Origin of the sequence: Kitasatospora sp. NPDC059648, assembly GCF_042734825.1 — a bacterium.
In the GTDB taxonomy this organism is placed as follows: domain Bacteria; phylum Actinomycetota; class Actinomycetes; order Streptomycetales; family Streptomycetaceae; genus Kitasatospora.
Map to the genome: position 1 here is coordinate 12,012 of NZ_JBHWDU010000007.1, position 13,365 is coordinate 25,376.

At 73.0% G+C, this 13,365-nt stretch carries 10 protein-coding genes, 1 pseudogene and 1 riboswitch; of the genes and pseudogenes, 3 read left to right on the top strand and 8 right to left on the bottom strand.

The features are described 5' to 3' along the window. Positions 1-143 precede the first annotated feature (143 nt). From ACFV1W_RS06650 to ACFV1W_RS06660, 3 genes and pseudogenes are all read right to left on the bottom strand, one after another. Positions 144-1,634, bottom strand: a complete 1,491-nt coding sequence (locus ACFV1W_RS06650) for an MFS transporter (RefSeq protein ID WP_380413730.1) — start codon at positions 1,632-1,634, stop codon at positions 144-146. A 194-nt stretch (positions 1,635-1,828) separates the two neighbouring features. Continuing rightward, positions 1,829-2,536, bottom strand: coding sequence for a YsnF/AvaK domain-containing protein (locus ACFV1W_RS06655; RefSeq protein WP_380413964.1), 708 nt, complete (start codon positions 2,534-2,536; stop codon positions 1,829-1,831). Positions 2,537-2,707: 171 nt separating this feature from the next. Next, positions 2,708-3,082, bottom strand: a pseudogene (locus ACFV1W_RS06660) (PRC-barrel domain-containing protein); the annotation flags it as partial. A 223-nt stretch (positions 3,083-3,305) separates the two neighbouring features. Then, a riboswitch (glycine riboswitch) is annotated at positions 3,306-3,409 on the top strand. Between the two features lie 236 nt (positions 3,410-3,645). Between ACFV1W_RS06660 and gcvP the strand changes: the two are divergent. Continuing rightward, positions 3,646-6,546 (top strand): aminomethyl-transferring glycine dehydrogenase, encoded by a 2,901-nt coding sequence (gene gcvP, locus ACFV1W_RS06665; protein ID WP_380413731.1) that lies wholly within the window; start codon positions 3,646-3,648, stop codon positions 6,544-6,546. Between the two features lie 168 nt (positions 6,547-6,714). Here gcvP and ACFV1W_RS06670 read toward each other — a convergent pair whose 3' ends face one another. Together ACFV1W_RS06670 and ACFV1W_RS06675 are read right to left on the bottom strand one after the other, a co-directional pair. Continuing rightward, positions 6,715-6,906: a DUF5999 family protein gene (locus ACFV1W_RS06670; protein WP_030288352.1), complete on the bottom strand. Its 192-nt coding sequence runs from the start codon at positions 6,904-6,906 to the stop codon at positions 6,715-6,717. Positions 6,907-7,329: 423 nt separating this feature from the next. After that, complete coding sequence (locus ACFV1W_RS06675; protein WP_380413732.1) at positions 7,330-7,908, bottom strand: hypothetical protein; 579 nt, start codon at positions 7,906-7,908, stop codon at positions 7,330-7,332. Between the two features lie 377 nt (positions 7,909-8,285). Here ACFV1W_RS06675 and ACFV1W_RS06680 point away from each other — a divergent pair, with 377 nt between their 5' ends. Next, a complete protein-coding gene (locus tag ACFV1W_RS06680; RefSeq protein ID WP_380413734.1) occupies positions 8,286-9,791 on the top strand; it encodes a glutamate--cysteine ligase in 1,506 nt (501 codons plus the stop codon). 80 nt (positions 9,792-9,871) lie between these two features. Then, positions 9,872-10,660 (top strand): CPBP family intramembrane glutamic endopeptidase, encoded by a 789-nt coding sequence (locus ACFV1W_RS06685; RefSeq protein WP_380413735.1) that lies wholly within the window; start codon positions 9,872-9,874, stop codon positions 10,658-10,660. On the opposite strand, the gene ACFV1W_RS06690 is transcribed toward ACFV1W_RS06685, so the two are convergent. From ACFV1W_RS06690 to ACFV1W_RS06700, 3 genes are all read right to left on the bottom strand, one after another. Then, the gene (locus ACFV1W_RS06690; protein WP_380413736.1) at positions 10,638-11,174 is read right to left on the bottom strand and encodes an HAD domain-containing protein; all 537 of its coding nucleotides are present in this window, start codon (positions 11,172-11,174) and stop codon (positions 10,638-10,640) included. The genes ACFV1W_RS06685 and ACFV1W_RS06690 overlap by 23 nt on opposite strands. Before the next feature lie 99 nt (positions 11,175-11,273). Further along, positions 11,274-12,548 (bottom strand): MFS transporter, encoded by a 1,275-nt coding sequence (locus ACFV1W_RS06695; protein ID WP_380413738.1) that lies wholly within the window; start codon positions 12,546-12,548, stop codon positions 11,274-11,276. Between the two features lie 70 nt (positions 12,549-12,618). Continuing rightward, positions 12,619-13,320 carry a dienelactone hydrolase family protein gene (locus ACFV1W_RS06700; RefSeq protein WP_380413740.1) on the bottom strand — a complete coding sequence of 234 codons (702 nt, stop codon included), beginning with the start codon at positions 13,318-13,320 and terminating at the stop codon, positions 12,619-12,621. Between the last annotated feature and the right edge of the window lie 45 nt (positions 13,321-13,365).

Genomic DNA, 13,365 nt, shown 5'->3' on the forward strand with positions numbered 1-13,365 from the left:
GGAGACGCGGAACGGCCCCACCCGGTGGAAGTACGGGTGGGGCCGCATACCGTGCCGGACTCCGGACGGTCGTGATGCCCTCGCGACCGAGCGGAGGCCGGGCCCGCGCGTCCTGTCCCTGAGCGCGCGGGCCGGACGCCTCGTCAGGCGTCGGTCTTGGCCAGCTCGGGGCTGGAGTCCTGCCGGGCCGAGCCGTCGGCGACGGCCGTGGCCGGCTTGGCGGTGCGGATCAGGAAGGGGACGGCGCCGGCGATGATGCAGACGACGGCCGTGGTCCAGAACGCGTGCTTGTAGGCGTCCAGGGTGGGCAGCAGCACCTGGATCTTGATCGGGAGCTTCATGGTGTCGCCGGTCAGGATGGCGGTCATCACGGCGGTGCCTATCGCGCCGCCGACGGTGCGCAGCACGGAGTTCATGCCGTTGGCGATGCCGCTCTGCTCGACCGGGACGGCGCCGTTGATGAAGGCCGGCATCGCGGCGAAGGCGAGGCCGATGCCGAGGCCGAAGATGGCGGAGGCGGTGTAGATGTCGCCCTCGTGGCTGTGCCGCAGAGCCAGGTAGGCCATCGCGACCGCGCCCAGGACGCCACCGAGGACCAGGGGCAGGCGCGGGCCGCGGCGGGCGATCAGCAGGGCGCCGACCGGGGCGGCCACCATCGAGCCGATGGCGGACGGCAGCAGCATCACGCCGGCGTGCAGGACGGTCGCGGTGAAGCCGTAGTGGGCCAGCTTCTCCGGGGTCTGGGAGAAGTTGCTGATGACCATGAACGAGCCGTACATGCCGAAGCCGATGAGCAGGCCGGCCAGGTTGGTGAAGGCGACGGCCGGGCGGGACATCATCTTCAGGTCGACCAGCGGGTGCGAGACCTTGGTCTCGATGACGCCCCAGACCAGGGCCACCACGGCGGCGACGGCGAACAGGCCGAGGGTCTTGGTGGAGGTCCAGCCCCAGTGGTTGCCCTGGCTGACCGCGACCAGGAGGGCGGAGAGCCAGGCGGCCAGGGCGAGGGCACCGAGCGGGTCGGCGCCGCCCTCCTTGTCGGTCACCGGGTCGGTCGGGACGCGGAAGGCGACCAGGGCGACCGCGATCAGGCCGAAGATCAGACCCATCCAGAAGATGGACTTGTAGTTCCAGTGCTCCAGCAGCAGGCCGGTGGCGACCAGGCCGAGGCCGGAGCCGACGCCCATCGAGGCGCTGATGGCGGCGACGCCGCCGGTCACCTTCTGCTTGGGCAGCTCGTCGCGGACGATGCTGATCGCCAGCGGCATCACGCCACCGCCGGCGCCCTGGAGGACGCGGGCGACGACCAGCCAGGTGAAGGAGTGGGTGCTGACCGCCAGGGCCGAACCGGCGACCAGACCGGCCAGCGAGATCAGCAGCATGGGCTTGCGGCCCCGGAGGTCGCCGAAGCGGCCCAGCAGGGGAGTCAGCACGGCGGCGGACAGCAGGTTGGCGGTCATCAGCCAGGTGATGTTGGAGCCGGAGACGTCCAGTTCCTTGGCCAGCGACGGCAGGATCGGGACCACCGCGGTCTGCACCACGCTGAACGACAGCATCGCCAGGATGAGGGCCGGCAGGACCCGGGCGTTGCTCTGCTTCTCGGCCGCGGTGGTGGGCTTGGGTGCCTCACTCACGGTTGCTTCCTCCCGTACATAGTGAATGATCTGAAGTAACTCTGCCGGTAGATACTTCAGAGTGTCAAATATCGAGCGGTTAAGGTTTGGCAAAGGTGAACGTTCGCCTGCGGTGGAGCGGCCCGGTCGTGGGTGCGCGAGGGCCCCGGACCGGGGTCCGGGGCCCATCGGCAGTGCTGGTCGGGGCGGTGCGATCAGACCAGGGGACGCAGGGCGGCGGGGCGGGTGCCGTCGGAGGCCGGGGGCGTCGAGCCGTTCGTCGGGGTCGGTGCGGCGACGGCCGCGGCGGTGGTGTCGTGGATTTCGACGTTCTCGCGGCGGAGCTCATCCCGGATCACCTCCTCCTCGGTGTAGCGCTCGACCACCAGGCGGACCCGCTCGATCGGGGCGAGGTACTTGCGGACCACCGGCCGTTCCTCACGGAGGGTGACCTCTTCCACCGCCTCGGCGACCTCCCTCTCGGTGAGCGAGGCGCGCTCGGCCTCGCTGACCGGCATCCGCTCCACCCGGACCCGCTCGCGGACCACCGGGACGCGGCGCTCGACCCGCTCGCTGGTCACGTACTTGCGCAGCTTCGCAGTGCCCAGGACGTGCCACTCGGTGGTGATGTCCAGCCGCTCCTCGCGGCAGGTGATCTCCACGGGGGCGCTGTGGGCCGGGGCGGAGGTGTCGGCCGCGACGGGGGCGCTGTGGGCCGGGGCGGAGGGGTCGCCCCGGCCGGGGGCGCTGTGGGCCGGGGCGGAGGGGTCGCCCCGGCCGGGGGCGGCCGCGACCTGGGGGGCCGCGGCCGGGGCGGGGTGCGGCTCCGGCTCGACGGCGTGGGCGGGGGCCGACCCGGGGGTGCTGGGGGATCGCACGTGAGCCTCCGAGGCGGTGCTGGTGGCGGTGGTCGTGGCGGTCATCGTGGTGTCGGGGTCGGGAGAGCGGTAGGCGCGCGGTTCGGCGGCCGGGGCGGCCGAGGTGGTGCCGAAGCCGAGGTCGGGCCGGGCGGCCGAGGTGGTGCCGAAGCCGAGGCCGGGCCGGGCGGCCGAGGTGGTGCCGAAGCCGAGGTCGGGCCGGGCGGCCGAGGTGGTGCCGAAATCGAGGTCGGGCCGGGCGGCGCTGTCGGGCTCGTCGGCGGTCGGGCGGCCGTCCATCGGGGTGTCGAGGCCGTAGTAGCGGTAGAGCTGGAGCTCCTGGGCGGGCGACAGGTGCTGGCCGACGCCGAAGTCCGGCGAGTCTTTGACCAGCGACTTGTCGTACGGCACCAGGAGCTCGTCGCCGGAGAACTCGCTCGTGGTGAGCGGGACGAAGGCGTCCCGGCCGAAGATGCCGGTGCGGACGGCCGCCCACTCGGGCTGCCCGGTGGCGTCGTCCAGGTACACCTCGTCGATCGTGCCGATCTTGTCTCCGTTGCGGTCGACCGCCTTGTGGCCGATGAGGTCGCGGGGGTCGATGTCGGTCTGCACGCTTTCCTCCAGTGCGCTGCGCCTGCGGAACTCCCGCAGATCGGCGGCCGGGGCACCCGTCCCGTCCGCCACTTCACACGAAAAGCCATGAATCGGACCCCCGCGACCGGGGTGCGGCCGGACGGGTCGGCGCTGGGCCGTCCGGGGGACGCGCGTAGACCCGAAGTGACCCGACGCACCCGTGATCGGAAGGCTTCCCGCTGGTACCCTGGGCGGCGACCGCCGAGCCCGCTCGGGAGAGTCCCCGACAGCGAAAACCGCTGGTCGAGGCGCCGAAGGAGCAACTCCTCCCCGGAATCTCTCAGGCATCCGTACCGTGCGGGATAGGTCACTCTGGAAAGCAGGGCAGGACCGCCGGCGCGGGAGCCGGCGTCACCACCCTCACCGACGGTGCAAGCCGACGGAGCGCCACAGCGCGACGTGCGGGCGAAGCTCTCAGGTCCCGATGACAGAGGGGGAGGCCTTTCGGGTCCGTCCGCCCAGGCCGGTCCGCTGTCCGCAGCGGCGTTGGCCGGCCGGCGTGCGCACCCCCGCCGGTCCGTGACCAGGAGGCCTCGACCACCATGAACGCCCAGCCGAACGCGGGACGCCCCACCGGCGCCTCGACCCTCACCGAGCTTGAGCTGGCCAGCCCCTTCGAGAACCGCCACATCGGCCCCGATGCCGCCGCCCAGGAGAAGATGCTGGCGTCCGTCGGCTACGGCTCGCTGGACGAGCTCGCCGCCACGGCCGTTCCCGAGGCCATCCGCTCCATCACCGCCCTGGACCTGCCCGCCGGCCGCAGCGAGGCCCAGGTCCTCGCCGAGCTGCGCGAGCTGGCGAGCCGCAACCAGGTCCTCCAGCCGATGATCGGCCTGGGCTACTACGGCACCTTCACCCCGCCGGTGATCCTGCGCAACGTCATGGAGAACCCGGCCTGGTACACCGCCTACACCCCGTACCAGCCGGAGATCTCGCAGGGTCGCCTGGAGGCACTGCTCAACTTCCAGACCCTGGTCTCCGACCTGACCGGTCTGCCCACCTCCGGCTCCTCGCTGCTGGACGAGGGCACCGCGGCCGCCGAGGCCATGGCGCTGGCCCGCCGCGTCACCAAGGTCAAGGGCGGCGTCTTCCTGGTCGACGCCGAGACCCTGCCGCAGACCATCGCGGTGATCAACACCCGCGCCGTGCCGACCGGTGTCGAGGTCGTCGTCGCCGACCTGTCCGAGGGCATCCCGGCCGAGATCGCCGGGCGCGGCGTCTTCGGCGTGCTGCTGCAGTACCCGGGCGCCACCGGTGTGGTCCGCGACCTCGCCCCGGTGATCGAGCAGGCGCACGGCCTGGGCGCGATCGTCGCCGTCGCCGCCGACCTGCTGGCGCTCACCCTGCTCAAGTCCCCGGGCTCGCTGGGCGCCGACATCGCCTGCGGCACCTCGCAGCGCTTCGGGGTGCCGATGGGCTTCGGCGGCCCGCACGCCGGCTACCTGTCGGTGCGCGCCGAGTTCGCCCGCTCGCTGCCCGGCCGCCTGGTCGGCGTCTCCGTCGACGCCGACGGCAACCGCGCCTACCGCCTGGCGCTGCAGACCCGCGAGCAGCACATCCGTCGAGAGAAGGCCACCAGCAACATCTGCACCGCCCAGGTGCTGCTCGCCGTGATGGCGTCGATGTACGCCGTCTACCACGGTCCGGACGGCCTGGCCGACATCGCCCGCCGCACCCACCGCTACGCCGCCGCCCTCGCCGAGGGCCTGCGGGCCGGCGGCGTCGAGCTGCTGCACGGCGAGTTCTTCGACACCGTCACCGCCGTCGTCCCGGGCCGCGCCGCCGAGATCGCCGCCGCCGCCCGTGCCAACGGCATCAACGTGTACCAGGACGGCGAGGACCGGATCTCGGTCTCCACCGACGAGACCACCACCCGCGAGCACCTGGCCGGTGTCTGGGCCGCCTTCGGCGTCCCCGCCGTCGAGGTGGCCGAGGCCGCCGAGACGCTGCCGGCCGCGCTGCTGCGCGAGGACGAATACCTGACCCACCCGGTCTTCCACAGCCACCGCTCGGAGACCGCCATGCTGCGCTACCTGCGCCGCCTGTCGGACCGGGACTACGCGCTGGACCGCGGCATGATCCCGCTGGGCTCGTGCACCATGAAGCTCAACGCCACCACCGAGATGGAGGCGGTGACCTGGCCGGAGTTCGGCCAGCTGCACCCCTTCGCGCCGGTCGACCAGGCCGCGGGCTTCCTGACCCTGATCCGCCACCTGGAGCAGCAGCTGGTCGAGGTCACCGGCTACGACGCCGTCTCGATCCAGCCGAACGCGGGTTCCCAGGGCGAGCTGGCCGGCCTGCTGGCCGTCCGCGCCTACCACCACGCCAACGGCGACGCCCAGCGCGACGTCTGCCTGATCCCGTCCTCGGCGCACGGCACCAACGCCGCCTCCGCGGTGATGGCCGGCATGCGCGTGGTCGTGGTGAAGACCCTGGTCGACGGCGACGTGGACGTCGAGGACCTGAAGGCCAAGATCGAGCAGCACCGCGACAACCTCTCGGTGCTGATGGTCACCTACCCGTCGACCCACGGTGTGTACGAGACCCAGATCACCGACATCTGTGCCCTGGTGCACGAGGCCGGCGGCCAGGTCTACGTGGACGGCGCCAACCTGAACGCCCTGGTCGGTCTGGCCAAGCCGGGCAAGTTCGGCGCGGACGTCTCGCACCTGAACCTGCACAAGACCTTCTGCATCCCGCACGGCGGCGGCGGCCCGGGCGTCGGCCCGGTCGCGGTGCGCGCCCACCTGGCGCCGTACCTGCCGAACCACCCGCTGCAGGAGGAGGCCGGCCCGGCCACCGGTGTCGGCCCGATCTCGGCCGCGCCGTGGGGCTCGGCGGCGATCCTGCCGATCTCCTGGGCGTACGTCCGGCTGATGGGCGGCGAGGGCCTCAAGCGCGCGACCCAGGTCGCGGTGCTGAACGCCAACTACATCGCCAAGCGCCTGGCCCCGCACTTCCCGGTGCTCTACACCGGCCCGGGCGGGCTGGTCGCGCACGAGTGCATCATCGACCTGCGCCCGCTGACCAAGGAGACGGGCGTGACGGTGGACGACATCGCCAAGCGCCTGATCGACTACGGCTTCCACGCGCCGACGATGTCCTTCCCGGTGGCCGGCACGCTGATGATCGAGCCGACCGAGTCCGAGGACCTGCACGAGATCGACCGGTTCTGCGACGCGATGATCGAGATCCGCGGCGAGATCGACAAGGTCGGCTCGGGCGAGTGGGCCGCCGACGACAACCCGCTGCGCAACGCCCCGCACACCGCCGCCGCCCTGGCCGGCGACTGGGCGCACGGCTACTCGCGGCAGGAGGCGGTCTTCCCGGCGGGCGTCAACCCGGCGGACAAGTACTGGCCGCCGGTGAGCCGGATCGACGGCGCGTACGGCGACCGCAACCTGGTCTGCTCGTGCCCGCCGCTGGACGAGTACGGCGTCTGATCCCGGTCGGACGGACACGGGGCAGGGCTCCGGCGGAACGTTTCCGCTGGGGCCCTGCCCTTTTGCGTCGCCCCCTGCGCGGAGCCGCGTGCGGTCGAATCGGCGGCTGCCCCGCCGGGCGGTCCCGGGCCGTACGGTTCCGGCCGTACGGGGTCGGGCCGCGTGGGCTCAGGCCGCGTGGGCGACGGGGCGGCGCGGGGCGATCACCCGGCCGTCCGGCAGCAGCTCTCCGGTGTCCTCGAACAGGACGACGCCGTTGCAGAGCAGGCTCCAGCCCTGCTCCGGGTGGCAGGCCACCGGCACGGCCGCTTCGCGGTCCTCGGACTCGGCCGTCGGGCATTCAGGACGGTGCTGGCACATACGCGTACCCTCGCTTCGCTCTGCGATCCTCCCCGTGGTGCGGTCACCGGAGGTCGAGCCGTCCGGAGCCGCCGCGGTGGTCGGATCCTGTCCGCGCGCCGACCAGGTGTGGACCGGCGCTCAAGTGGGTAGGACAGGTGGTCCTTCCACGCTGGTTCCCAGTGTCGGCATCCGAGGACGTGCGCGCAGGGATTTCGTGACATGCGCCACAACTCCCGGGCAGAGATCACCCGTTCAGGTGGCGTCCCGGGGAAGGGACGCGCCGCTGGGTCAGCCGGCGCATGGCCCGGTAGGGCCATGGCGGGCAGCCCGACCGGGTGGTAGCCGTTCGGGTGTGGCCGTCCCCGGGCGTCGGAGCGCACGGCGAAGGGCCGCCGGGCGAGGTGGCCCGGCGGCGGTGTGGTGCTTCGGCTCCCGGCCGGGTCAGGAGGAGCCGAGCAGCAGCGGCGGCGGTCCGGCGAGCGGGGCGCGGACGAGCAGCGGGAGCAGCTCGGCGGCCGGGTAGGCGCGGTGCGCGGTGACGCCGAGCGGGGCCGGGGCCAGCGGGATCAACAGGTCGGCGGACGGGCCGGCGTCGGGGCTGTGCAGCCAGAGCGCCGTGGCGTACTGGCCCGGGAAGGTGAGCAGCCGGGGTTGGCGGCGGGAGCGGGAACCCTGGGCGAGCTGCCAGGCCTCGCGCAGCGCCCGGACGGTGGAGGAGAGGTACGGGCCGGCGGTGAAGTGGGAGAAGGTGTGTCCCTCCGCGCTCTGCACCACCTCGGCGGCGGCGGCCACTTCGGGACCGTCCTTGATCAGGAAGCGCCAGCCGGTCCGGCGGGCGGCGGGCAGTTCCGGATGGGGGCCGTCCAGGACGTGCACCGCGAGCGGGTGCGCGGGGAGCAGTGGACCGGTCGGATGGCGGAGCGCTGCGGCGGCGGGCTGGCGCAGCGCGGTCTCCGAGTCGAGTGCGCCCAGGACCGCGCGCAGGGCACTCGGAGGGGGCTGGGGGGTCTGCAGGGTCATGGCGGGGTCCGCCTCTCCAAGCGAGATCGGCGTGCGAGTGCGGCATACCGGCGCGGCGCGGTGCGTCTTCGCTGACGGGGGCCGGCCTTGTCCGGTTGTGCAGGATCGCGGCGCCGGCGCGGCCGCCGCCCACGACGAGGGCCTCGGGGCGGGGAACGGACCGGCCGGAGCGCAGTGCGAACTCAGCGAACTCATCGAACAAATGCGCAGGGTGATCTGTTTATCACAGGCCGTGGCGCCGGGCAAGTCTACAGATGGCCTGAATTTCCGTCAGATGCCTTGCATTGCAAGCCAGTACAAGCATTCGGGTATCGATCTTCGAGGTGGGCATGATGCTGGCACGGTCGACCGGCCGGGTGTCTCAGGAGGAGGGGACCGTGGGCGAGAAGGTCGTGGCGACTCGGGCGGACCTGGCGGACCGGCAGCAGTACCGGCTCAAGCTCCAGGCCTGTCTGGACGCGCTCGGGCGGATGCTGCGCGAGGACCGCTTCGACCGCCCGCGGGCGGTGATGGGCCTGGAGATCGAGCTCAACCTGGCCGACGAGCAGGGCCTGCCGGTGATGCGCAACGCCCAGGTGCTGAGCGCGATCGGCTCCAGCGACTTCCAGACCGAGCTGGGCCGGTTCAACATCGAGGTCAACATCGTGCCGCACCGGCTGTGCGGGCACGTGTTCGAGGAACTGCGCGAGGAGATCGACACCGGGCTGCGCTACGCCGACCGGCAGGCGGCCGAGGCCGGCGCCCGGATCGTCATGGTGGGCATCCTGCCGACCCTGGAGAACGACCACACCGGGCTCGACGCGATGAGCCACAACCAGCGCTACAGCCTGCTCAGCGACCAGATCCTGGCCGCCCGGGGGGAGGACATCGCCCTGGACATCGAGGGCGTCGAACACCTCCAGCTGGAGTCCGTCACCATGGTGGCCGAGGCCGCCGCGACCTCGCTGCAGCTGCACCTCCAGGTGACGCCTGAGCGGTTCTCCTCGGTGTGGAACGCCGCCCAGGCGATCTGCGGTCCGCAGCTGGCGCTCGGCGCGAACTCCCCGTTCCTGTTCGGGCGGGAGCTGTGGCGGGAGACCCGCCCGGTGCTGTTCCAGCAGGCCTGTGACACCCGTTCGGCGGAGCTCAAGGCCCAGGGCGTGCGCCCGATCACCTGGTTCGGGGAGCGCTGGGTGGACTCGGCGTACGACCTGTTCGAGGAGAACCTGCGCTACTTCCCCGCGCTGCTGCCGATCTGCGACGACGAGGACCCGCTCAAGGTGCTGGCCTCCGGCGGCGCGCCCAGGCTCGCCGAGATGCGGCTGCACAACGGCACCATCTACCGCTGGAACCGGCCGGTGTACGACGTCGCCGGCGGGGTCGCGCACCTGCGGGTGGAGAACCGGGCGCTGCCGGCCGGTCCGACGGTGGCCGACACCCTGGCCAACGCCGCCTTCTACTACGGGCTGGTGCGGGTACTAGCCGAGCAGCCCCGGCCGGTCTGGACCCGGCTGCCGTTCGAGCGGGCGGACGAGAACTTCCGGCAGGGCGCCCGGTACGGCATCGACGCGGTGTTCCAGTGGCCGCGCCCAGGCCGCGCGGGCCGCGGCGGCGGGCTGCAGACGGTGTCGGCGGTCGACCTGGTCCTCGACGAGCTGCTGCCGATGGCCCACCAGGGGCTGGACGAGTGGGGCGTGGAGCCCGCCGACCGGGACCGCTACCTGGGGATCATCGAGCAGCGCTGCCTGCGCCGCACCAACGGCGCCGCCTGGCAGAGCGCGACCTTCCACCGGCTGCGCGAGCAGTACGGCATGGACCGCCCGGCCGCGCTCGCCGCGATGACCAGGCGCTACGCCGAGCACATGCGCGGCGGTGAGCCGGTGCACACCTGGCCGGTCGGCTGACGGCTCCGCCCGCTGTGTCAGGATGATCGCTCCGGTCGTCGGCCGACCGCCGGAGCGATCGTCCGTTCGATGGAGCACCCGTGACAACCAGCCCGACCGTGCCGGAGACCGCGGAACCCACCCGACGGCTGCTCGGCGCGGAACTGCTGATCGTCCTCGGCCTGTCCCTCGGGGCCAGCGGGATCAGCGCGCTGATCAGCTTCGCGGGCTCGCTCACCGAACCGCTCCAGCTCGGCCAGCAGGTCGCCACGCTGAACGGCTCGCGGGCGCCCGGGCGCCCCTGGCTGGACCTGGTGTGGCAGCTGTACTACATCGGGCGCGGGCTGATGCCGGTGGTGCTGGTCGGCTACCTGCTGGTGCGCGAGGGCGCCGCGCTGCGGGTGCTGGGCTTCGACCTGGGGGAGAAGCTGCGCGACCTCGGCCGGGGTGCGGGCGTCGCGGCGGCGATCGGCGGCTCCGGGCTGGCGCTGTACCTGGCCTCGCAGGCGGCGGGGTACAACCTGACGGTGGCGCCCTCGGGGCTGCCGGACGTGTGGTGGCGGGTGCCGGTGCTGGTGCTGTCGGCCTGCCAGAACGCCATCCTGGAGGAGGTCGTCGTCCTCGGCTACCTGCTGCGCCGGCTGGGGCAGCAGGGGTGGTCCTGGCCGGCCGCCGTGGCGGCCAGCTCGGTGCTGCGCGGCTCGTACCACCTGTACCAGGGGGTCGGCGGGCTGGTCGGCAACATGGTGATGGGGGCGGTGTTCTGCCTGCTGTACCGGCGCTGGGGCCGGGTGATGCCGCTGGTGGCGGCACACGCGCTGATCGACACGGTGGCCTTCGTCGGGTACGCGCTGCTGGCCGGGCACGTCAGCTGGCTGCCGACCCCCTGACCTGCGCCCTCGGCGGCGCGTGGCCGCGCGGCGGGCGGGCCAGCAGGCGCTCGACGTGCCGGCGTTCCAGGCCCTGGCCGGGGTCGATCGGCAGCAGCAGCCGGTCCCGGCGCCAGAGGGAGCGGCGGACCAGCCGGGAAGGGATGACGTCGTCCACCCAGGCGAAGGGCCGGCCCTGGGCGTAGCGCAGCAGCGGGGCCCACTTGGCGGCGGAGAACAGCTCCATCAGCGGGACGCGCGGGTCGCCCGGCTGGGGCACGTACCCGCTGAAGCGGACGAAGGGGAGCGGGTCCAGGCCCATCGCCGGGGCGATGTGGGTGTTGGCGTGCTCCTCCCAGGTGGTGGCCCAGACCAGTTCGTACGTCCCGGCGAGTTCGCGCAGCCATGCGCCGTGCTTGGCGGCGAGCAGGACGGCGTAGCCGAGCAGGGTGTGGGAGTCGAACCCGGCGTCCGGATGAGGACAGACGGGGTTGAGCACCCCGTCGACGTCCAGGAACAGCAGTGGCTTCGGCACCGGTGGGCCCCCAGGTGGACAGTGTTTCCTGTCTGTTCGGACGAACCATGCGCACCGGTGGTTGCTCGACGACGGGCGCACGCGGGGCGCACAGGGCGCTCACGGCGCGGGCGCGGTCTCGACGGCGGGCACCGGTGCGTCCGGGGTGCTTCGCCGCGGGTCGCGACGGGTGAGCCGGCGGACCTGAGGGTCGACCAGCACGACGGCGCTGAGCAGCAGGCACAGCACGGCGCAGGCCCAGAGCGCGCCGGACAGGCCGAGCGCGACCGCCGCCGGACCGGCCAGCGCGGTGCCGACCGGGGCCAGCGAGTAGGAGCCGAGCTCGTCATAGGCGGTGACCCGGGAGAACATCTCCTCCGGTACCTCCTGCTGGAGCGCGACCATCCAGTTGACGGCGAAGACGGTGACACCGACCCCGGAGAGGAACATCGCGGTGATCAGCAGCGGCAGCGGGGCTTCGAGGGCCAGGGCCAGGGCGGGGACACCGAACAGGAACACCCCCCAGTTGCCGACCAGCAGGATCCGGCGGGGGCGCCAGCGCGCCATCAGCAGACCGGTGACCACCAGCCCGACCCCGTAGGCGGACATCGCCAGGCCCCAGGCGCCCGCGCCGCCGAGCCGCTGGTCGGCCACGGCGGGCCCGTACACCGACTCGACCGCGTTGATGCAGGCGACCAGGACGGCGAACTGCGCCACGACCACCCAGAGCCAGCGGCGGGAGGAGAACTCCCGCCAGCCCTCGCGCAGGTCGCGCAGCATGCTGCCGCCGGAGGGGGCGGGGGCGGTCTCGGGCTCCAGGAAGAAGCGCAGGGCGGCGGCGACCAGGAAGCACAGGGCGTCCAGGGCGAGCACCCAGCCGGGGCCGAAGGCGGCGGTGAGCCCGCCGCCGAGGGCGGCGCCGCCGATCTGGGAGGCGTTCTGGCCCATCCGGAAGACCGAGAAGGCCCGGTTGGCGTGCTCCTGGGGGACGGCCTGCATGATCATGCCGCCGGCGGCCGGGGCGTAGAGGGCGTACCCGGCGCCGCCCGCGGCGGAGAGCACCAGCAGCTGCCACAGCCGGACGTTCCCGGCCAGGACCAGGACGGCCAGGACGGCCTGGGCGGCGGCGCTGAACAGGTTCGCGGCGACCATGATGCGGTGGCGCGGCAGCCGGTCGGCGAGGGTGCCGCCGACCACCAGGAGCAGGACGGTGGGCAGCAGCCGGGCGGCGGTGACGTAGCCGACCTCGGCGGTGGTGCCGCCGTTGCCGAGCACGGCGAAGGCGGTGGCGATGGGGGCGCCGGCGTTGCCGAGGCCGCTGACCACGGTGGCGGCGGTCTGGATGCGGAAGTTGCGGCTCGCCCAGGCGAGACGGCGGGGCTGTGGGGTCGGCACCCAGTGACTATCGCGGGAGTCCGTAGGGGTGTCATCTGGATTTCGGGCCCGGTTCCGGGCGGGCGGGGCGTCAGCCCAGGTGGCCCCGGAGGAAGGTGAGGGTGCGCTGCCAGGCGATCCGGGACTGGAGCGGGTCGTAGGTGCCGAGCAGGTTCTCGTCGTTCATGAAGGCGTGCCCGGCCGGGTAGAAGTGGATCTCCGGGCGGACGTCGGTGGCCTCGCCGATACGGATCGCGGCCTCGTCCACGGCGGCCATCGGGTTGGAGCGGTCGAGTTCGCCGAAGTGGCCGAGGACGTGGGCGGTCAGACCGCGGTAGTCGAAGTCCGGATCGGGCGGGAGGCCGTAGAACGGGACCACGGCGGCGACCCGGTCGCCGGCCCGGGCGGCGAGCACCAGGGCGAAGCCGCCGCCCATGCAGAAGCCGACCGCGCCGACCGCGTCGCCGACCACGCCGTCCAGCGAGAGCAGGAAGTCGACCGCGCCGGAGAGGTCCTCGACGGCCTGCTCGACCGGGAGTTCGCGTTTGAGCCGGGCGGCCTCGGTGCGGTCGTGGGTCGTGGCGCCGCCGAACAGGTCGGGCGCGAGGACGGTGAACCCCTCGGCGGCGAAGCGGTCGGCCGTGTCCGCGATGTGCGAGGTGAGCCCCCACCACTCCTGCACCACCACCAGGCCGGGGCCGACCCCCTGCGGAGGGCGGGCCAGGTACCCGTGCGCGGTGCGGCCGTTGCTCGGGAAGCTGACGTTCTGCCGGGAGCCGCCCTGGTCAGGCATGGCTTCCTCTCGGTGGGTCGGGCCGCGTGCGGCGGGGGTGTGCGG

Excerpts from the sequence above, each read along its gene's own strand:
- ACFV1W_RS06700 (WP_380413740.1), bottom strand. The coding sequence starts at position 13,320 with ATGCCTGACCAGGGCGGCTCCCGGCAGAACGTCAGCTTCCCGAGCAAC.
- ACFV1W_RS06655 (WP_380413964.1), bottom strand. The coding sequence starts at position 2,536 with ATGACCGCCACGACCACCGCCACCAGCACCGCCTCGGAGGCTCACGTG.
- ACFV1W_RS06670 (WP_030288352.1), bottom strand. The coding sequence starts at position 6,906 with ATGTGCCAGCACCGTCCTGAATGCCCGACGGCCGAGTCCGAGGACCGC.
- gcvP (WP_380413731.1), top strand. The coding sequence starts at position 3,646 with ATGAACGCCCAGCCGAACGCGGGACGCCCCACCGGCGCCTCGACCCTC.
- ACFV1W_RS06675 (WP_380413732.1), bottom strand. The coding sequence starts at position 7,908 with ATGACCCTGCAGACCCCCCAGCCCCCTCCGAGTGCCCTGCGCGCGGTC.